Annotated in this window: 19 protein-coding genes; 7 read left to right on the top strand and 12 right to left on the bottom strand. The window is 62.7% G+C overall.

The genetic code is table 11. The annotated features are described in order from the left end of the window. The first annotated feature begins 14 nt into the window (after nt 1–14). Nucleotides 15–461, top strand: coding sequence for a cupin domain-containing protein (locus tag AC0ZT5_RS15820; RefSeq protein ID WP_488497183.1), 447 nt, complete (start codon nt 15–17; stop codon nt 459–461). Here AC0ZT5_RS15820 and AC0ZT5_RS15815 read toward each other — a convergent pair. Genes AC0ZT5_RS15815 through AC0ZT5_RS15805 form a run of 3 tightly spaced genes read right to left on the bottom strand, consistent with a single transcriptional unit; the run spans nt 458 to nt 2858 of the window. Then, a complete protein-coding gene (locus tag AC0ZT5_RS15815; RefSeq protein ID WP_488497182.1) occupies nt 458–1132 on the bottom strand; it encodes a lysoplasmalogenase in 675 nt (224 codons plus the stop codon). The two genes, AC0ZT5_RS15820 and AC0ZT5_RS15815, sit on opposite strands and share 4 nt — an antisense overlap. Further along, nucleotides 1129–2022 carry an aromatic amino acid exporter YddG gene (gene yddG, locus AC0ZT5_RS15810; RefSeq protein WP_488497181.1) on the bottom strand — a complete coding sequence of 298 codons (894 nt, stop codon included), beginning with the start codon at nt 2020–2022 and terminating at the stop codon, nt 1129–1131. Before yddG ends, AC0ZT5_RS15815 begins: the two co-directional genes overlap by 4 nt. A 47-nt stretch (nt 2023–2069) precedes the next feature. Beyond that, nucleotides 2070–2858: a DUF3108 domain-containing protein gene (locus tag AC0ZT5_RS15805; protein WP_488497180.1), complete on the bottom strand. Its 789-nt coding sequence runs from the start codon at nt 2856–2858 to the stop codon at nt 2070–2072. A 256-nt stretch (nt 2859–3114) separates the two neighbouring features. Between AC0ZT5_RS15805 and rpmB the strand changes: the two genes are divergently transcribed. The 3 genes from rpmB (at nt 3115) to AC0ZT5_RS15790 (ending at nt 4951) form a co-directional block, all read left to right on the top strand. Beyond that, on the top strand, nt 3115–3411 hold the full coding sequence (gene rpmB / locus AC0ZT5_RS15800; RefSeq protein ID WP_091585249.1) for a 50S ribosomal protein L28: 297 nt from the start codon (nt 3115–3117) through the stop codon (nt 3409–3411). Between the two features lie 137 nt (nt 3412–3548). Next, complete coding sequence (locus tag AC0ZT5_RS15795; protein WP_095084906.1) at nt 3549–4229, top strand: queuosine precursor transporter; 681 nt, start codon at nt 3549–3551, stop codon at nt 4227–4229. 41 nt (nt 4230–4270) lie between these two features. Further along, nucleotides 4271–4951 carry a spermidine synthase gene (locus AC0ZT5_RS15790; protein WP_488497179.1) on the top strand — a complete coding sequence of 227 codons (681 nt, stop codon included), beginning with the start codon at nt 4271–4273 and terminating at the stop codon, nt 4949–4951. A 22-nt stretch (nt 4952–4973) separates the two neighbouring features. Here AC0ZT5_RS15790 and AC0ZT5_RS15785 read toward each other — a convergent pair whose 3' ends face one another. From AC0ZT5_RS15785 to AC0ZT5_RS15755, 7 genes are all read right to left on the bottom strand, one after another. Further along, a complete protein-coding gene (locus tag AC0ZT5_RS15785) occupies nt 4974–5459 on the bottom strand; it encodes an SRPBCC family protein (RefSeq protein WP_488497178.1) in 486 nt (161 codons plus the stop codon). Next, entirely contained in the window at nt 5456–5824 is a 369-nt protein-coding gene (locus AC0ZT5_RS15780) for an ArsR/SmtB family transcription factor (protein ID WP_488497177.1), read from the bottom strand. The genes AC0ZT5_RS15785 and AC0ZT5_RS15780 overlap by 4 nt, the downstream gene beginning before the upstream one ends. A gap of 174 nt (nt 5825–5998) precedes the next feature. Beyond that, nucleotides 5999–7027, bottom strand: coding sequence for an esterase-like activity of phytase family protein (locus AC0ZT5_RS15775; protein ID WP_488497176.1), 1029 nt, complete (start codon nt 7025–7027; stop codon nt 5999–6001). After that, nucleotides 7024–8922 (bottom strand): cobaltochelatase subunit CobT, encoded by a 1899-nt coding sequence (gene cobT / locus AC0ZT5_RS15770; protein WP_488497175.1) that lies wholly within the window; start codon nt 8920–8922, stop codon nt 7024–7026. The genes AC0ZT5_RS15775 and cobT overlap by 4 nt, the downstream gene beginning before the upstream one ends. Nucleotides 8923–8931: 9 nt before the next feature. Next, entirely contained in the window at nt 8932–9387 is a 456-nt protein-coding gene (locus AC0ZT5_RS15765; protein ID WP_488497174.1) for a hypothetical protein, read from the bottom strand. A gap of 9 nt (nt 9388–9396) precedes the next feature. Continuing rightward, nucleotides 9397–10383, bottom strand: coding sequence for a cobaltochelatase subunit CobS (gene cobS / locus AC0ZT5_RS15760; protein ID WP_095084912.1), 987 nt, complete (start codon nt 10381–10383; stop codon nt 9397–9399). A 123-nt stretch (nt 10384–10506) separates the two neighbouring features. Next, nucleotides 10507–11136, bottom strand: coding sequence for a J domain-containing protein (locus AC0ZT5_RS15755; RefSeq protein WP_184876143.1), 630 nt, complete (start codon nt 11134–11136; stop codon nt 10507–10509). A gap of 180 nt (nt 11137–11316) precedes the next feature. Here AC0ZT5_RS15755 and AC0ZT5_RS15750 point away from each other — a divergent pair, with 180 nt between their 5' ends. After that, the gene (locus AC0ZT5_RS15750; protein ID WP_095084914.1) at nt 11317–11619 is read left to right on the top strand and encodes a BolA family protein; all 303 of its coding nucleotides are present in this window, start codon (nt 11317–11319) and stop codon (nt 11617–11619) included. A 22-nt stretch (nt 11620–11641) separates the two neighbouring features. Here AC0ZT5_RS15750 and AC0ZT5_RS15745 read toward each other — a convergent pair whose 3' ends face one another. Beyond that, nucleotides 11642–13195, bottom strand: coding sequence for an acetolactate synthase large subunit (locus AC0ZT5_RS15745; protein ID WP_488497173.1), 1554 nt, complete (start codon nt 13193–13195; stop codon nt 11642–11644). Between the two features lie 120 nt (nt 13196–13315). Then, a complete protein-coding gene (locus AC0ZT5_RS15740) occupies nt 13316–14122 on the bottom strand; it encodes an alpha/beta hydrolase (RefSeq protein WP_488497172.1) in 807 nt (268 codons plus the stop codon). 452 nt (nt 14123–14574) lie between these two features. Between AC0ZT5_RS15740 and AC0ZT5_RS15735 the strand changes: the two genes are divergently transcribed. Together AC0ZT5_RS15735 and AC0ZT5_RS15730 are read left to right on the top strand one after the other, a co-directional pair. Further along, on the top strand, nt 14575–16524 hold the full coding sequence (locus tag AC0ZT5_RS15735; RefSeq protein WP_095084916.1) for a PrkA family serine protein kinase: 1950 nt from the start codon (nt 14575–14577) through the stop codon (nt 16522–16524). 17 nt (nt 16525–16541) lie between these two features. After that, a complete protein-coding gene (locus AC0ZT5_RS15730) occupies nt 16542–17855 on the top strand; it encodes a YeaH/YhbH family protein (RefSeq protein WP_488497171.1) in 1314 nt (437 codons plus the stop codon). Nucleotides 17856–17860 lie beyond the last annotated feature (5 nt).

The raw sequence follows: 17860 nt of genomic DNA, 5'->3' as shown, positions 1-17860 counted from the left end.
ATGGTCCGGAACCCATGACCAGCGCAGCCGAAATCATCGCGATCCTCGGCCTGAAGCCGCATCCGGAAGGTGGCTGGTATGCGGAGACGTTTCGCGACGGCGCCGGCGGCGCGCGCGGCCATTCGACCGCGATATATTTCCTTTTGGAACAGCACCAGGTTTCGGCCTGGCACCGGGTCAAGGACGCCACCGAGGTCTGGCATTTCCACGCCGGAGCCCCGCTGGCGTTGTCGATGAGTGAGGAAGATGGCGCCGTGTTCGAGCAGGTGCTCGGCATCGACCTGGCGGCGGGCGAGCGGCCGCAGGTCGTCGTCCCGGCAGGCTGGTGGCAATCGGCGCGCAGCCTGGGCGAATGGACGCTGGTCGGCTGCACAGTCGCTCCAGGCTTTGAGTTCGCCACCTTCGAATTGGCAGAGCCCGGCTGGCAGCCGAAACAACCCCAACTCAGCAAGAACCCCTAGCTCAGCAGGAATCCTAGGGTGATCGCGAGTTGGGCGGCGTAGTAGAGACCCCAGACGGCCAAACGCATCCAGACGCGGTGCGGCGAGATGGCGGCCGCCAGGAATTTTTCCGCGGCGAGCAACCCGTCCGATGCCATGAACAGCAGCGCGCCGCCGACAATCGAGACGCTGCCCGTCGTCAGTGCCGAAACGCCCATGGCGAGGATGGCCGCGACATAGGCGACGATCGGAATGCGCAGGCCGGGACCGACACGCCGCCAGAGCGCCGCCAGCATGACGATCGCGAACGCCGCCATTGCCAGCGCAATCGCCCCGCGCCACGACTCAGCGCCAAGCAATTCCAGGCCACCGCCACTGCGCAGGAACAACGCGACATAGACGATGTGGGCCACGAGGAAACTGGCCAGCCCGCCGAGAAAGGCCCTTTCGCCGTCGCGCGACAGGAAGGCATCGCCAACGGCACTGAGCGTAAGGGCGATGACCAGCAGCGGCGGGCCGCCTTGCAGCGCCGCCAGCACGGCAAGCATCGCCACGGCGAGTGTCTTTGCCGCCGAGCGGGCGAGCGTCGGCGGCATGCCTGATGTGAAGGCGTAGATCACCGCCGCCACCAGCGAAAAGATCAACGTCGCATTGGCATTGGCGTCGATGCCGCCTGCAAACGGCATCGTCATGCCTTGGCTCCGCTTTCGGTCACGACCGGCTTGCGCAGGAACAGCGATTTTGCCGCCAGCGCCGCCCCGCCGGTGATGAGCACACAGGCCGCGAGGACGCGCAGCGACGGCTCGGCGACGCCGGCCGCGATCAGCACCAGCGTCGACAATAGCGGCGCCGCATAGCTTGCCGCGCCGAGCACCTGGATGTTGCCGCGTTTGACGCCGATATCCCAGGCGTAGAAGGCCGCGCCGACAGGCATCAGGCCAAGCCCGAGCACGGCCAGCCACTGGCCGGCACCGTTCGGCAGCACGGTCTGTTCCAGCGTCAGATGGCAAGCGAGCGACAGCACCGCGGTGGCGGCGCAGAACCAGGTGACGATGCTGGTCGGCACCGACGGGAAGCGCCGCGACAGAAGCGAATAGGACGACCACAGCACCGCACAGACGGCGGCCATGGCATAGCCGAAGGCGTAGCGGGCGTCGAAGGCGAGGCCGCCGCCCTTGGTGACGATAAGCACGGTGCCGGCAAGGCCGAGCAGCGCGCCGACGACATGGTTCCAGGCCAGGCGCTCACCCGGCATCAGCGCCGAGCCAAGTACGATCAGCAACGGCCACAGATAGGCGATCAGGCTCGCCTCAACCGCCGGCGCATTGCGCAACGCGGTGAAGTAGAAGAAGTGGTAGCCGAACAGGCCGGCAATGCCGATCAGCCAAACCTGCGGCGGTATCTTCTGGCTCTTGTCGGCGGCCGGCATGACCAGCCGCGCGACAAGCCCGACTCCGGTGCCGATCGAGAACGTGATCGCCGACAGCAGGAACGGCGGCACCTGGCCGGAGGCATCCGTGAGCAGCGCCAGCAGCGCCCACATGGCGACCGCCGAAAAGCCGATGAGTGTCGCGCGCCCCATTCTGTCTCCAGTGGCGCGCCCCATTCTGTTCCGGTGGCGCGCCTGACCTATTGTACCGCTTCGAAACGCCTGGCGCTGATGGTCAAGGTGCCGATCTGCGTTCCAACCGTGGCGTGGATCGGCGCATATACGCCGGTTTGGCCGAGCGGCGCAAACGTCACCATCATGCGGCTGCGGTCCTTCAGGTAGTTGAGCGCCTTGCGGCCCTTGCGATAGCCCGCCACCGGATCGAAGCCCATCCGGCAGGTGATGGTATCGCCCTTGTAACCCGGCACCGAGATCGTGCCTTTCGACGCGTAGGTCAGCGTCAGATCGGCGCGCATCTCGCCATCATAGAATTTCACCGTGCGGCCGCAGACCTGGTCTAGGCTGTCGGCGTGGATGACCGTGGCGGCCATCGGATCGAGCACCGATGCCAGGTCGCCGGTGCCAATCGGCACCCAGCTCTTGGGATCGCGCTTGTCCGGCGCCGGGATGACCTGCGTCGAGGTGACTGTGCCATTGGCAAAGCGGATATCGACCACCGATGCCTTCTTGCCGGAGGTGTAATCGGCACGAAACGCCTGCGGCACCATCTTCTTGCCCGAGATCGTGCCCTTGGACGAGACCGTACCCTGGGTATCGTCGAACAGCCTGGCGAGACCGGCAGCCCTGACGCTGCCTTCGATCGCGTAGGCGCCGTTCTCATAGTGGCTGGAAAACGTTGATTTCGCTATCGAAAGACCAAGGAACGACACGATGTACTCGCCCTTGAATGACTGCGGCGAGGCAGCTGCGGCGGCGGACGGCAAGGCAATGGCGAGCACGGCAGCAAGGGCGTGAGAGGAACGAAGCATGGCGGCATCGGGTCCTTGATTCTTGGCCGGAGGCGGGCAACTCCGGGCTGGCATGTCCCTGTCAGACCGCTTATAGGATGAATTCCGGCCTTAATATGAAATGCCGGGCGCGTCCGTGGGCATGCCGGAGCTTGACGCACCGGCGAAATGCAACTATGGAACGCCAACTTTTTCCATAAGGCCGCCTGACCATAACCGCGCGCCACCCGGCGTGGGCATAAAGGTTTGGCAGACCCGAGAACTGAAGGTTAGAACTATGTCCCGCACCTGCGAACTCACTGCCAAGGCAGTCATGTCCGGCAACAATGTGAGCCACGCCAACAACAAGACCAAGCGTCGCTTCCTGCCGAACCTCGTCAATGTGACGCTGATCTCGGAAGCGCTGAACCAGAACGTGCGCCTGCGCATTTCGGCCAACGCCCTGCGTTCGGTCGAACATCGCGGCGGTCTGGATGCCTTCCTGGCCAAGGCCGACGTCAAGGAACTGTCGCAGCGCGCGCGTCTGTTGAAGAAGCAGATCGCCAAGAAGCTTGCCGATCAGCCTGCTGCCTAACATCGTTTAAAGGCGGGGGACGACCGCCTTGGGCATCGGATCCAAGCCTTTCAAAGTGGCTTCCGATGCTCAAACAAAGCGAGCGTGATTCGGTTTCGGAATAACGCTCCGCTGGTTCCATTACCCAGGATAAAAAAATGAGTTCCTTCTCGCGATACCTGCCCTTCGTGGCCGCCATGGCACTTGTCGTCGTGGCATCGAACATTCTCGTGCAGTTCCCGATGCAGGGGCAAATCGGCGGCCTGTCGCTGGCCGACCTTTTGACCTGGGGCGCCTTCACCTATCCCTTCTCGTTCCTGGTCACCGATCTCGCCAACCGCCGCTATGGGCCTGCCGTGGCGCGCAGAATCGTCTTTGTCGGCTTCATGACTGCCGTCATCTGCTCGATCCTCGTCCCGCCCTTCCTGTTCCGCCACGGCCTGATCGAATTCGAGACCGCCGCCGACCGGCTGGTGCGCATCGCCGCGGCGTCAGGTGCGGCGTTCCTCTGTGCGCAATTGCTCGACGTCACCGTGTTCAACCGGCTGCGCCGGCAGAGCTGGTGGCGGGCGCCGATCGTCGGCACACTGGTCGGCTCGGTGTTCGACACCGCCGTGTTCTTTACCGTCGCTTTCTCGGCCGCTTTCGCCTTCGCTGGTCCCAACGACAGTTTCGCGCTCGAAACCGCACCACTGATGGGTGTGTTCCATGTCGACGCCATGCGCTGGATCTCCTGGGCTCTCGGCGACCTCAGTGTGAAGCTGATCATCGCCATTGTGGCGCTCATCCCCTACCGGCTTCTCGCCGCCCGCTGGAGCCAGCCGGCTGTCGCGGTCTAGGCCGTTTCGGATAAGGTCACGGCCAAACAGAAAGAAAGACCGTGATTCCCTGGGTCCAGCTCGACTCTGCGAAGACACCCGACGGCGGACAAGAGCTTCGCCTCAAGCGGCGCGGTTCCGAATTCTCGATCATGCTCGGCACCAACGAGCTCATGAACAGCCGCCTCAGCGGCTCCGAGCAAGCGCTGGCAAAACTGTCTTGCCAAAGGATTGCCGACCATCGGCAGCCGAGGATGCTGATCGGCGGGCTCGGCATGGGTTTTACCTTGCGCGCCGCCCTCGCCGAACTCGGCAATGATGCCGGCATCGTCGTTGCGGAGCTGGTGCCGGCAGTCGTCGCCTGGGCACGCGGCCCGATGGCCGAGGTATTTGGCGGCTGCCTCGACGATCCGCGCGTCACTGTCGAGGAGGCCGACGTCGGCCAGTTGATACGGTCGGAGCCGGCTGCCTGGGACGCCATCCTGCTCGATGTCGACAACGGCCCGCAAGGCATCGTCCACAAATCCAACGATGCGCTTTACAGCCTGCGGGGGCTGGGAGCCGCGCGCACGGCCCTCAGGCCGGGCGGTATCCTGGCGGTGTGGTCGCAAGGCCCCGACAGCGGCTTCACCCGGCGGCTGAAGCAGGCAGGCTTCGTGGTCGAGGAGGTCAACACGCGCGCCAACGGCAAGCGTGGCGCCCGCCATGTCATCTGGATCGCAACCAACGGCCGACGATCCTGAGCGAGCCGGGCCGCGGTCCGGTCTACCTCGACTTCTGGAGTTCCGCGGCAAGAGCTTCCAACAGCCCGCGTGTCCCCTCTTCCCGCCCTTTCGCGGAATCGACACCGTCGAAAAACGCGCCCTGCTCGGTATAGGTCAGCCGCGTGCCACTACCCGAGGGGGTCAGCTCGACAGTGGTGAGGGATGCCGACATTGGCTGGGGCCCGATCGCCATCCTGTAGGAGAACACAATGCGCTGGTCGGCAACGATGTCCTGGAACTGCGCGTCGAGCCTGATCTCCGGACCGCCGGCATAACTGAATCGCGACACCTCGCCGCCGCCGACGCGGAAGTCGAAGCTGAATTCGGCGATGGCAAAACCATCGCCATCGATCCGCCAGCGCCGCACCGTCGCCTTGTCGGCGAAGGCATGGAAGACTTGGGCAGGCGATTGCGGATAGGTCCGCTCGATGGTGAACGTGGAGTGGATGACGGAATGCTCGTCTTTCACGGGGGCGATCTGGTTCATGTCTGTTCGTCCTTTCCCTGATCTTGAACTTTCGGGGGCGATTGATCTGTTTCGGCCAGGATCTGGCCAAGACGGTCGAGGTGACGTTCCGCCGGTATGCGGCGTTCAGCAATCCAGTCTGCGAGCGGGGCAAGCCCGCCCGGTTCGATCCGGCAGGTACGCACCCGTCCGATCTTTTCGCTGCGGATCAGCCCGCAGGCTTCCAGCACCTGCAGATGTTGCAGCACGGCGGCGAACGTCATCCCGAACGGTTCCGCCAGCTGGCTGACGGTGGCCGGTCCGCGGCTCAATTTTTCCAGGATCTGGCGGCGGGTGGGCTCGACCAGAGCCCGCAAGATGCTGTCGATCTCGGAATAGTTAAGCATGGACTTGAGTATTGCGGGGTCGCCGTTAATTGTCAAGTCTAGACTAAAGTATTTTGACGCGCGAACGCGCCGCTTGGAAAACCGTTGAGTGTCAAGGACTTGGCAGGATGAAAGCGGAGCAGATCAATCGCGTCATCGAAAATTGTTGGCGAGTGTCAGCTGGTGAGGCGTTGTTCAATCCTGATGCAGGATGAATTCCAGATAGAGGTTGCGCTGCAGGATCGAGTGGTTGTCGTCGGAGATCAGCGACACCATCAACGCGCCGTCGTCGCGGGTCCAGACGTCGAGCCCTTCCATATTGTCGATCTGGTAGCCCATGTCGGCCTCCAGCAGCACCGGCCCGTCGGCGACGGCGCCCTTCTCGACGCTTTCGCCATAGATACGCCGCAGCCGCATCTTGACGCCGCGGGCCATCGAGAAGCTGCGCTCCAGCAACAGCAGGTCGCCATCCGGCAGGAAGGCGCCGTCGGTGATGTCGAAGTCGCCGTTGCGCTTGACGGTGAACACGCCCTTGTGCGGCCCTTCGATGATGGCGGCGTAGATGTTTCCGGCCTTGTCGAGGCTCTTTTCGGAGACGACGACCAGCCCGCCCTCATGCTGGCCGTTGGCATTGGCGTGGGTGACGGTCTCGAAACCGCGGTTCTGGCGCAGTTCCCGGGCCGGCACCAGGAAATCCAGCTGCTTGAACGGCGCCTTCATATCGTTGGGATCGATCTTGAACTGGGCGACGTGATGACTGCGCTCGAAGCCGACAGTGGCGATACCGTCCTTGACGGCGAGGCCTTCGGCGTCGACCTCCCACTTTTCGTCTATCGCCCGCCCCGCCACGTCGACCATCTGCTGGATGCGGAAATCCTGGATGCCGGACGGCCGCTTGTCGGCGTCGCGGACCACCGTTCCGAAGAACCAGAAGCCGGTGTCGGCAACGCCGATGAAATCGCTGCCGCCTTTGAGAAAGCGGAAGGCCGACAGCGCCCCGAAATCGCGCGTCGGCGAGGTCATTTCCAGCCCGCCGACAAATTCGAATGGGCCGAACTGTTTGTCGGCGCGGCCAATTTGGAATTCGGTGATCGGACGGGCCGAGATTTGGACCGGTTCGACCGAAGTCGTGTCGGCCGATCCGGCTTGTGCCGAAGCCACGCCGGCAAGCAGGGACATGGCGGCGAATAGCGTCTGCTGGAAGCCGCCGCGCGAAAAGATCATCCGGCGCGCCGCATGCCGCCGCGCCGCGTGTCGCGCGCGCTTTCCTCGGCGAACAGCGAGGCCAGTTGCTCGGTCATGGCGCCGGCCAGTTCCTCGGCATCGACGATGGTGACGGCGCGCCTGTAATAGCGGGTGACGTCATGGCCGATGCCGATGGCCAGCAACTCCACCGGCGAGCGCGTCTCGATCAGTTCGATGACGGCGCGCAGATGACGCTCGAGATAATTGCCCGGATTGACCGACAGCGTCGAATCGTCGACCGGCGCGCCGTCCGAGATCATCATCAGGATCTTGCGCTGTTCCGGCCGGGCAATCAGCCGGTTGTGCGCCCACAGCAGCGCCTCGCCGTCGATATTTTCCTTGAGCAGGCCCTCGCGCATCATCAGGCCAAGGTTGCGCCGTGCCCGCCGCCACGGATGATCGGCGGATTTGTAGATGATGTGGCGCAGATCGTTGAGCCGGCCGGGGTTCGGCGGCTTGCCGTCCTTCAGCCACTTCTCGCGCGCCTGCCCGCCTTTCCAGGCTCGCGTGGTGAAGCCGAGGATCTCGACCGAGACGCCGCAGCGTTCCAGCGTGCGCGCCAGGATGTCGGCGCAGGTGGCGGCGACCGTGATCGGCCGGCCGCGCATCGAGCCGGAGTTGTCCAGCACCAGCGTCACCACCGTGTCGCGGAATTTGGTGTCGCGTTCCTGCTTGAAGGACAAAGGCTGCATCGGGTCGATGACGACGCGCACCAAGCGCGCCGGGTCGAGGTAACCTTCTTCCAGGTCGAAATCCCACGACCGGTTCTGCTGCGCCATCAGCCGCCGCTGCAGCCGGTTGGCCAGCCGCCCGACGACGCCGGACAGATTGGCAAGCTGCTTGTCGAGGAAGGCGCGCAGCCGGTCGAGCTCTTCCTCTTCGCAAAGCTCCTCGGCACCGACCGTCTCGTCGAAGGCCGGGGTGAAGACCTTGTAGTCGATTTCCTTCGGCAGATTGGTAAAGGGATTGTCGTTGCGGCGCGCCTCGCCGGGCGTCTCGGCATCCGCATCGTCATCGTCGGACAGGTCGTCGGCGGTGGCGTCGGAGGCTTCGGTCTCGGCCGACTGCTCATCATCGGCGGACGCCTCGGCATCCTCGGACTGCGACTGCTCGGAGCCGGAATCCTCTTCGCCGCCCTCCTCGCTCTGCTCCTCGCCTTGCGGCTGGTTGTCGTCATTGTCCTCGGAATCTTCCGTCTCCTGGTCGTCGCCGAGTTCCTCCGCCATTTCCATGGAGGCGAGCATCTCGCGAACGACGCGGGCGAAGGCCTGTTGGTCGTCGAGCTTGGCCGAGAGACCGTCGAGGTCGGCGCTGGCCTTTTCCTCGACCCAGGGCCGCCACAGCTCGACCAGTCGTTCGCCGCTCTTCGGGATCGGGCGGCCGGTCAGCTTCTCGCGCACCATCAGCGCCAGTGCTTCCTCGATCGGCGCGTCGGCCTTGTCCTTGACGTCGACGAGGTTGGCCTTGGCGTATTTGTCCTCGAGCATCGAGCCGATGTTGTCGGCGACGCCTTGCATGGCGCGGCTGCCGATCGCCTCGACACGGGCCTGCTCGACCGCGTCGTAGACGGCGCGGGCCTGCTTGCCTTCGGGCGCCAGCTTGGTGTGGATGCGCACGTCATGGCAGGCGCGCTTCAGCGCCATGGAATCGCCAAGGCCGCGGGTGATGGCGATGTCGGCCTTGGACGCCTTCTTCGGCAGTTCGGGCAGCCGGGCGCGGCTGCCGGCAAGTGCCGGCCGGTCCTTGGCGAAGCCGACTTCGAGCTCCTTGTCGCCGGCGATGGCGCGCATGCAGACGGTGACGGCGCGCTTGAAGCTGTCGGCTTCAGACCCCGTCTTCGACTTGTTGCGCGTATTGTCGCCCGGACCCGCCATTATCTATCTCTATTTCACCGCTGGCTGTTGGCCAAGCTGAGTGCGTAGGAGGCCGACAATCTCTTCCACCGAGATTGTAAAGTAGCCTCCTTTCCCACTGTCATATGCCTGTCTCCACAGACTGTATCCGTGGTCAAAGCCATCAGGAATCGGACCAATCCCCTCAAGTTCAACCACACTTTCTTTCAGTACGCTGGCGGCTACAGGGAGGTGAGGAATGGTTTGTAGCTGCTTTCCATCATTAGGTATTGGCGCATCAGTGACTGAAATCGAAACGATCGGCTGGCTTTCGCCCTCCAAATTATCGACCGCGCCTATGATCACCCGCGATGATACCGGTGTCGCTCCACGGTAAGTCCAAGTCTGCCCAGGTTTGAATGGTTCGTTCTGGGCCATAGCCGCCTGACAGATACCAAAGCTCAGGATTGAAAAACTCCACAGGAACGTCCGGCGGGTTGTTCCCATAGAGCGGTGTCATCCCAGCACGACGTTGGCGGCGCTTTCCGGCAGATCCTCGCCAAACGCGCGCTGGTAGAACTCGGCAACCACCGAACGCTCCAGCTCGTCGCACTTGTTGAGGAAGGTCAGCCGGAACGCCATGCCGATATTGCCGAAGATCTCGGCATTCTCGGCCCAGGTGATGACGGTACGCGGGCTCATCACGGTCGACAGATCGCCATTGATGAAGGCCGAGCGCGTCATGTCGGCGACGCGCACCATCTTGTTGACGATGTCCTTGCCCTTGCCGTCGCGATAGTGCTTGGCCTTGGCCAGCACGATGTTCACTTCATTGTCGTGCGGCAGGTAGTTCAGCGTGGTGACGATCGACCAGCGGTCCATCTGCGCCTGGTTGATCTGCTGGGTGCCGTGGTAGAGGCCGGTCGTATCGCCGAGGCCCACCGTGTTGGCGGTCGAGAACAGCCGGAAGGCCGGATGCGGACGAATGACACGGCTCTGGTCGAGCAGCGTCAGCCGGCCCGACGATTCCAGCACGCGCTGGATGACGAACATCACGTCCGGGCGGCCGGCGTCATACTCGTCGAAGCACAGCGCCACATTGTGCTGGTAGGCCCAGGGCAGGATGCCGTCGCGGAATTCGGTGATCTGCAAGCCGTCCTTGACGACGATCGCATCCTTGCCGACGAGATCGATACGGCTGACATGGCTGTCGAGGTTGACGCGCACGCAAGGCCAGTTGAGGCGGGCTGCGACCTGTTCGATATGGGTCGACTTGCCGGTGCCGTGATAGCCCGACACCATGACTCGGCGGTTGTAGGCGAAGCCGGCAAGGATCGCCATCGTCGTGTTCTTGTCGAACAGATAGTCCGGATCGATGTCGGGCACATGCTCGCTGGTCACCGAATAGGCCGGCACCACCATCTTGGATTCGAACCCGAATTTCTCCTTCACCGACACCGTCGTGTCGGGCAGGTTGGCGATGTCGCGATCGACCTTGTTCATATCTCTCAACGTCTCCACGGGCGAAAAGCCTGATTTCGCCGGCAATCGATTTTGTCCGGGGGCGGTCTTAGAGCCTTTTCCAACCTTATGAAAGTTGGAAAACGACACGAACCGTATGGTCGCTCAGCACAGGCCCGCCTGTTTGAGCACGCGATAGGCCTGCAGCACATCGCGGAACCGGTCTTCCGAACCTCGGTCGCCACCATTCGCATCCGGATGGTGACGCTTCACCAGTTCCTTATAGCGCGCCTTGATCTCCTTGCCAGTCGCCTTTGTATCAAGGCCAAGCGTTTCCAGCGCCTTGGCCTCAAGCGGCTTGGCCTTGCGCTCGCGCGCCTCGCGCGGATCCTTTGGCCCCTTGAACAGGTCGAATGGGTCGCGCATGCGATTATAGTAGCCGGCGCGGCCCGAGCGCATCTGGGCCACATCCGGCGACGAACGCGTCGAGGCGCCGTTGACGCCCATCTTCCAGGTCGGCCGGTGGCCGGTCATGGCTTCCTTCTGGAAGCGCGCGACCTCGGTGTCCGGCACGCCGGAGAAATAGTTGAAGCCCTTGTTGTACTCGCGCACGTGGTCGAAGCAGAAGCGGAAATACTCGCCCTCCTTCATGCGCCCGACGGGCGCACGATGGGTGCCCGCTTCCTTGCAGCCGTCCCACTGGCAGATCGGCGAGTGCGACTTCAGCTCCGCATCCTTTTCCGGGCGGATGCGAATCTTCTCGAAATATTTGGGATACGGCTTCATCTCACCCATTTATGGGGCGTTCGCAAATGCGAAACAAGAATTGACATTTTCGCGATGATCGCCCTAACCGCTGAATCGCGGCATAAAGCAGGCGAATGGCGGATTTTGTTGCACGGCAGCGGCTTTTGCGAGACCGATTTTGGTTTTGCCGGCTGCTGCGCCAGCCATATGTGGTGAAGGGAGACGGCGATGTCCATACAGGCAACCATGGAAGACAAGCTCAACAAGGCTTTTTCGCCGGACCGGCTGGTCATCATCAACGAGAGCCATCTCCATGCCGGCCATCACCATCACGGCTCCGACCATCACGGCGCCTATGATGGCACCGGCGAGACACATTTTCGCGTCCGCGTCGTCTCTTCGGCCTTTGCCGGGATGAGCCGTATCGACCGCCACCGCGCCGTCAACGAATTGCTTGCCGACGAACTGAAGGCCGGCGTGCATGCCCTGGCGATCGAACCGGCGGCTCCCGGCGAAAAGACCCGCTGGTAGGTTTGTTTCGCCTTGACTGTGTTCAGAGCACTGCTTCGATAAGGAACGGTCCGCGCCGCGACAAGGCGCTCTCCAGCAGCGCGTCGAACCGCTCGCAGGTATCGGCGCGAGCCGCCTCCACGCCCATGCCTTTGGCCAGGCAGACCCAGTCCAGCGACGGCTGGTCGAGATCGAGCATGCGCCTGGCGTTCTCGCCGATCGCGCCAACACCGACATTGCGCATCTCGCCATGCAGGATCGCATAGGTCCGGTTGGAAAAGACGATCGTCACCACGTCTAGATTTTCCCTGGCCTGCGTCCACAGCCCCTGCACCGTGTACATGCCACTGCCGTCGGCCTCCAGATTGATCACCTTGCGGTTCGGACAGGCGATCGCCGCCCCGGTAGCAAGCGGAATGCCTCCACCGATCGATCCGCCTGTGGTCATCATGTAGTCGTGCGGGGCGGCAAAGGCCGACAGCGCGAAGAAACGCCGTGCCGAGGTGACCGCCTCGTCGCAGACGATCGCATCGGCCGGCAGCTTGCGCGCCACCGACACCGCGATCGCGTCTTCCGTCAGTTTGCCGCTCGGCGTTGCCTCGTCGGGAAAGGCGGTTGCGAACACCGGCTGTTGCGACGGCTTGATACCGAGTTCGTCGCGGAGCGCTTCCAGAGCCGCATTGAGATCCTCGCCATGAGCGGCCAGCGTCAGCACTTGGCAACCTTCCCGAACAAGCCGTCCCGGCTTTCCCGGATAGGCGAAGAAGGCAACCGGCTCCCGCGCGCCGACCAGCACCAGAACATCGATATCCCTGAGCAGCGCTGTCGCCGCATCGATCGGATAGGGAATGCGCGTCGGCGCCACACGCCCGCGCCCGCGTTGCATCCGGGCGATCAGCACTTCGCTGAACAGACGGACATCGCTGCCCGTCGAAATCTGCCCGGCGACGGCAAGCGCATCGGCTCGCGCGGCCTGCCCGCTAACGATGATGCCGGCCCGACCCGGGGCGGTACGGATGGCTGCCGCGACCGTGCGCACGGCGTCCATATCGACGGTGGGCGATGGCGCCAGCGTCACCTTGCCGATCGAGGCGGCGCCGACTTCGCCCCAGGCGGCATCCGCCGGCAGGATCAGGGTGGTTACGCCGGGAGGCGTCAGCGAGGCGCGGAAGGCCGCCTCGGTCGCCGGCGCAACATCGTCTGGGCCAGCGATGCGGCGCACCCAGTTCGACATCGGTGCCGCAAGGCTCTCGATATCGCTGGTCAGCGGAGCATCGAGCGGCAAATGATAGGATGCATGGTCGCCGACAATGTTGATCATCGGGCTGAGCGCGCGCCGGGCATTGTGCATGTTGGCCAGGCCGTTGGCCAAACCGGGGCCGGTATGCAGCAGCGTCGCTGCCGGCCGATCGGTCATCCGCGCATAGCCATCGGCGGCACCGGTCACCACGCCCTCGAACAGGCCGAGCACGCAACGCATCTGAGGTTTCCGGTCAAGCGCTGCGACGAAATGCATTTCGGATGTACCGGGATTGGCGAAGCAGACCGTCACATCATTGGCCAGAAGCACGTCACACAGCACATCGGCGCCGTTCATGGAATTCTCTCCCGCTTGACGATCGAAGAGAGCAGTTGCACCGGCAAACGCCCGCGCAGCAATATCCCGCCAGCACTTTTGATCTGATCCAGTCCCTCCGATGCCTGTGCCTCGTCGGGGTCAGTTGACGGACGATTTCAGGAACGCCAGCGCCGCGGCGGTCAGCGCGTCGCCATCCTCGCCGAAATCGCGATTGATCGACATATGCGTATAGGCGCTGCCGTCGAACACAGTGACCTTGGTGCCGGTGGCACGCAGGCGCGCGGCAAAGGCCTTCGAGGCCTCGCCCCGGTCCGCGGCGCGCGAATAGGCGATGAAGGTCGGCGGATGCTTGCGGCCGTCGACATAGCTGGCGGGCGACAGCGCGGCCCATTGCGTGGGTTCGGAAAAGACGCGGGCATAGGCCCTGACCATGCCGCCATTGCTGGAAAGCGCGTCAAGATCATAGGCCCTGGTATCGTCGAGGATGAGTGCCGCGACGCCAGGCAGGCCACCGCGCATGCCGGTCAGCGCAATCAGATGGCAGCCGGCCGAGTGGCCCATGCCGACAATGCGATCGGGATCGCCGCCATGCTGCGCGATGTTGGCGCGCACATAGGCATAGGCCTTTTCGACGTCGCCGGCCTGGGCGGCGACGTCGGCCTCGGGCAACATGCGATAGTCGATGGAGACGAAGCAGAACCCATTGGCGAGCAGGAAGGCCGGCTTGGCGTTGACCTGGCTGCGTTTGCCGAACTGCCAGGTGCCGCCATGGACGAAAAAGACGACCGGCAGGCCGGTTGCACCCTCAGGCGCATAGATGTCGAGCTTGGCCGGGCCGTAATCGAAGGTTTTTGGCGCGGGTTGGCGCGGGCGCCGCGCGGCCGATGCTCCCAATGGCAGCATCGCCGCCACGGAGGCCAGAATGAGGCTTCGTCGATCGATCATCATGGTCTCCCGACCGTGTGGGCCAACAGTGCCCGCGGGCGCAATGAGCGTCCAGTTAAGGATTGGTAATACCGCAGGCCTGGCTCGGTGATCGATCATCGATCCGAATCTTGAATGGCACTCGGGCTTTAGGGGCTCCATCCGCTGTCGAGGGGGCCGGATCAACTGGATTCGCCGACCTCGCGTCGGGTCGCAGTTGTCGCAGCATCAGGCCGTGTCACATGCACTGTCTTGCAGTTAAGTTCATGAAATCAATATCTGCCCCTTGACGGTCTCATCTGGCCATCACCACCTAAGTATTTGGGCAAGCATTTTAGCCACATGGGTGGTGCCCGGGTTTCAATGCCAGATGCACTCGCTCTCCTTCATGTGAAGGGAACCACAATGCATTCCGGCAGTTGAATATATGATGAGCCGGAAGGCAGCCAAAACGGCTCTGAGGGCAGAGTATCATGCGCGAGAATCAATCCGACGTCTTCGATCTGTTTTCGGAGATTTATGCGAACGCGGCCCAGGAAGAAATCAGCCTCCAGCAATATCTCCTTGCCTGCCGAGAGGACAGATCGATGTATGCCTCGGCGCCTGAACGGATGGTCGAGGCTATCGGCGAGCCGAACCTGGTTGACACCAGCAAGGACGAACGGCTCGGCCGGATTTTCTCGAACCGCACCGTCAAGATCTATCCCTCCTTCTCCGACTTCTACGGAATGGAGGACACGATCGAACGCATCGCTGGCTATTTTCGCTATGCTTCCCAGGGGCTCGAGGAGCGCAAGCAGATCCTTTATCTCCTGGGCCCGGTTGGCGGCGGCAAATCCTCCCTTGCCGAACGGCTGAAGAAATTGATGGAGCAGCGCCCGATCTACACGTTGAAGGTCGGCAACCAGGTCAGCCCGGTTTTCGAATCGCCGCTTGGCCTCTTCCATCCCGATCGCATGGGCGACCTGCTGCAGGACAAATACGGCATAGCCCGACGCCGGCTGAACGGGCTCATCTCGCCATGGGCGGCCAAACGCCTCGACGAACTCTCGGGCGACATTTCCAAGTTCAGCGTGGTCAAGCTGATGCCTTCGCGGTTGCGCCAGATCGGCATCGCCAAGACCGAGCCCGGCGACGAGAACAATCAGGACGTTTCGGCCCTGGTCGGCAAGGTCGACATCCGGCTATTGGAAAATTTCAGCCAGTCCGATCCGGACGCCTATTCCTATAGCGGCGGACTGAACCGGACCACCCAGGGCCTGCTTGAATTCGTGGAAATGTTCAAGGCGCCCATCAAGGTCCTGCATCCGCTGCTGACCGCCACCCAGGAGGGCAGCTACAACGGCACCGAAAATTTCGGCGCCTTTCCCTACCAGGGGATCATCGTGGCCCATTCCAACGAGTCGGAGTGGCAGCAGTTCAAGAACAACAAGAACAATGAGGCCTTTCTGGACCGCATCCTCGTGGTCAAGGTGCCTTATTGTCTGCGGATCACCGAAGAGAGGCAGATCTACGAAAAGCTGCTGCGGGAGAGCGAATTGGCCGCCAGCCCGTGCGCGCCCGAGGTGCTGGACATTCTCAGCCGGTTCACCGTCTCGACCCGCCTGGCCGAGCATGACAACTCGCCGCTCTACACCAAGATGCGTGCCTATGACGGCGAGAACCTGAAGGACGTCGACCCCAAGGCGAAGTCGGTTCAGGAATATCGCGATGCCGCCGGGGTCGATGAGGGCATGAGGGGCGTCAGCACGCGCTTCGCCTTTAAGATCCTGTCGCAGACCTTCAACTACGACACCAAGGAAGTGGCTGCCGATCCTGTGCACCTGATGTACATTCTGGAAGAGGCGATCAAGCGCGAGCAGTTTCCCAAGGAATCGGAAGCAGCCTATCTTGATTTCATCAAGTCGGAGATCGCCACGCGGTATGCCGAGTTCATCGGCCACGAGATCCAGAAAGCCTATCTCGAATCCTATAGCGAATACGGCCAGAACCTTTTCGACCGTTACATCGCCTATGCCGATGCCTGGATCGAGGATCAGGACTACAAGGACCCCGACACCGGCCAGATCTTGAAACGCGAGGTTTTGGAAAACGAACTGTCGCAGGTCGAAAAGCCGGCCGGCATCGCCAACCCCAAGGACTTCCGCAACGAGGTGGTGAAGTTCACGTTGCGCGCGCGCGCAAGGAACCACGACCGCAACCCGTCATGGACGAGTTATGAAAAGCTCCGCGAGGTCATCGAGAAGCGGATGTTCGGTCAGGTCGAGGACCTCTTGCCGGTCATCAGCTTCGGCTCCAAGCAGGACAGCGTTACGGAAAAACGGCACAACGAATTCGTTCAACGCATGGTCGAGCGCGGCTACACCCAGCGGCAGGTGCGTCGCCTGGTGGACTGGTACATGCGGGTGAACAAGGCGGGCTGAGGGAGCCCGATGGGTCCATGCCGATCTTCATCGACCGTCGCCTGAATCCGAAGGACAAGAGCCTCGGCAATCGCCAGCGCTTCCTCAAGCGTGCCCGCGAGGAACTAAAGCGGAGCATACGAGATCAGATCCGCGCTGGCAGGATCGCCGACGCGGATGCCGAGCACACCGTGCCTATGCCCGAAAGAGGCACAGGCGAGCCGAGCTTCAACAACGCCCGCAACAGCGGCAGGCGCCAGCACATCCTGCCGGGCAACAAGCATTTCTCCCCTGGAGACCTGATCCCCAAGCCCGGCCAGGGTGGCGGCGGGGGAGCGTCGTCCCCGGGAAACACGGCGTCTGAAGACGACTTTCGTTTCGTGCTGTCACGCGAAGAGGTGCTCGATCTTTTTTTCGAGGATCTCGAACTTCCGGACATGGTCAAGCTCAACCTCAAGGAAATCCTTGCCTTCAAACCGCGCCGGGCTGGTTTCGCCGCTACCGGTTCACCGACCAACATCAATGTTGGGCGCACGATGCGCAACAGCCATGGCCGCCGAATTGCGCTGAGGCGTCCCAAGCAGGCGGAGTTGGACGCGGTCCTCCAGGAAATCGCTACGCTTGAGTTGGTGACATCCAGCGCAGCGGCAAGCCAGCGCATTGCGGCATTGCGCGAGGATCTCGACCGGCTGGAACGCCGCCGCCGGCGAATTGCCTATGTCGATCCGGTCGACATCCGCTTCAACCGCTTCGATCCCCAGCCTGTGCCGAACGCCAACGCCGTCATGTTCTGCCTGATGGATGTGTCCGGCTCGATGGGCGAGCGCGAAAAGGATCTGGCCAAGCGCTTCTTCGTGCTGCTGCACCTGTTCTTGAAACGGCGCTACGACCGCATCGAGATCGTCTTCATCCGCCACACGCACCTGGCCCAGGAGGTCGATGAGGACACATTCTTTTACAACACGCAAAGCGGCGGCACTGTCGTTTCCACCGCGCTGGAGGAAATGCATCGCATTATTGAAGAACGTTACCCGGCCCGCGAATGGAACATCTATGCCGCCCAGGCCTCGGACGGCGACAATTTCGCCGGCGATTCCGAGCGATGCAAAGCCTTGCTCAACGGCAAGCTCATGCGGCTGTGCCAGTATTTTGCCTATGTGGAGATCATCGACGAGCGTGAGGCCCATATCTTCCGCACAACCGAAAACGGGACATCGCTATGGCGTGCCTACAGCGAAATCGACCTGAGATGGCCGAACTTCCAGATGAGCCGCATCGCCACGCCCGCCGATATCTACCCGGTCTTTCGCCACCTCTTCGGCAGACAGCCGGCTCCCCTTAAGAGAGCGTGAGGGGT

Source organism: Mesorhizobium sp. CNPSo 4670 (assembly GCF_057784235.1).
The sequence above is the reverse complement of the archived record's forward strand: the minus strand, read 5'-3'. Positions and strand labels throughout refer to the sequence as shown.

What these genes read in the sequence shown, in the direction of transcription:
- AC0ZT5_RS15775 (WP_488497176.1), bottom strand. Translation starts at nt 7,027, where the DNA reads ATGATCTTTTCGCGCGGCGGCTTCCAGCAGACGCTATTCGCCGCCATG.
- yddG (WP_488497181.1), bottom strand. Translation starts at nt 2,022, where the DNA reads ATGGGGCGCGCGACACTCATCGGCTTTTCGGCGGTCGCCATGTGGGCG.
- AC0ZT5_RS15740 (WP_488497172.1), bottom strand. Translation starts at nt 14,122, where the DNA reads ATGATCGATCGACGAAGCCTCATTCTGGCCTCCGTGGCGGCGATGCTG.
- AC0ZT5_RS15735 (WP_095084916.1), top strand. Translation starts at nt 14,575, where the DNA reads ATGCGCGAGAATCAATCCGACGTCTTCGATCTGTTTTCGGAGATTTAT.
- AC0ZT5_RS15815 (WP_488497182.1), bottom strand. Translation starts at nt 1,132, where the DNA reads ATGACGATGCCGTTTGCAGGCGGCATCGACGCCAATGCCAATGCGACG.
- AC0ZT5_RS15805 (WP_488497180.1), bottom strand. Translation starts at nt 2,858, where the DNA reads ATGCTTCGTTCCTCTCACGCCCTTGCTGCCGTGCTCGCCATTGCCTTG.
- AC0ZT5_RS15755 (WP_184876143.1), bottom strand. Translation starts at nt 11,136, where the DNA reads ATGGGTGAGATGAAGCCGTATCCCAAATATTTCGAGAAGATTCGCATC.
- cobT (WP_488497175.1), bottom strand. Translation starts at nt 8,922, where the DNA reads ATGGCGGGTCCGGGCGACAATACGCGCAACAAGTCGAAGACGGGGTCT.
- AC0ZT5_RS15820 (WP_488497183.1), top strand. Translation starts at nt 15, where the DNA reads ATGACCAGCGCAGCCGAAATCATCGCGATCCTCGGCCTGAAGCCGCAT.
- AC0ZT5_RS15780 (WP_488497177.1), bottom strand. Translation starts at nt 5,824, where the DNA reads ATGCTTAACTATTCCGAGATCGACAGCATCTTGCGGGCTCTGGTCGAG.
- cobS (WP_095084912.1), bottom strand. Translation starts at nt 10,383, where the DNA reads ATGAACAAGGTCGATCGCGACATCGCCAACCTGCCCGACACGACGGTG.
- AC0ZT5_RS15795 (WP_095084906.1), top strand. Translation starts at nt 3,549, where the DNA reads ATGAGTTCCTTCTCGCGATACCTGCCCTTCGTGGCCGCCATGGCACTT.
- AC0ZT5_RS15745 (WP_488497173.1), bottom strand. Translation starts at nt 13,195, where the DNA reads ATGAACGGCGCCGATGTGCTGTGTGACGTGCTTCTGGCCAATGATGTG.
- AC0ZT5_RS15765 (WP_488497174.1), bottom strand. Translation starts at nt 9,387, where the DNA reads ATGGGAACAACCCGCCGGACGTTCCTGTGGAGTTTTTCAATCCTGAGC.
- rpmB (WP_091585249.1), top strand. Translation starts at nt 3,115, where the DNA reads ATGTCCCGCACCTGCGAACTCACTGCCAAGGCAGTCATGTCCGGCAAC.
- AC0ZT5_RS15750 (WP_095084914.1), top strand. Translation starts at nt 11,317, where the DNA reads ATGTCCATACAGGCAACCATGGAAGACAAGCTCAACAAGGCTTTTTCG.
- AC0ZT5_RS15730 (WP_488497171.1), top strand. Translation starts at nt 16,542, where the DNA reads ATGCCGATCTTCATCGACCGTCGCCTGAATCCGAAGGACAAGAGCCTC.
- AC0ZT5_RS15785 (WP_488497178.1), bottom strand. Translation starts at nt 5,459, where the DNA reads ATGAACCAGATCGCCCCCGTGAAAGACGAGCATTCCGTCATCCACTCC.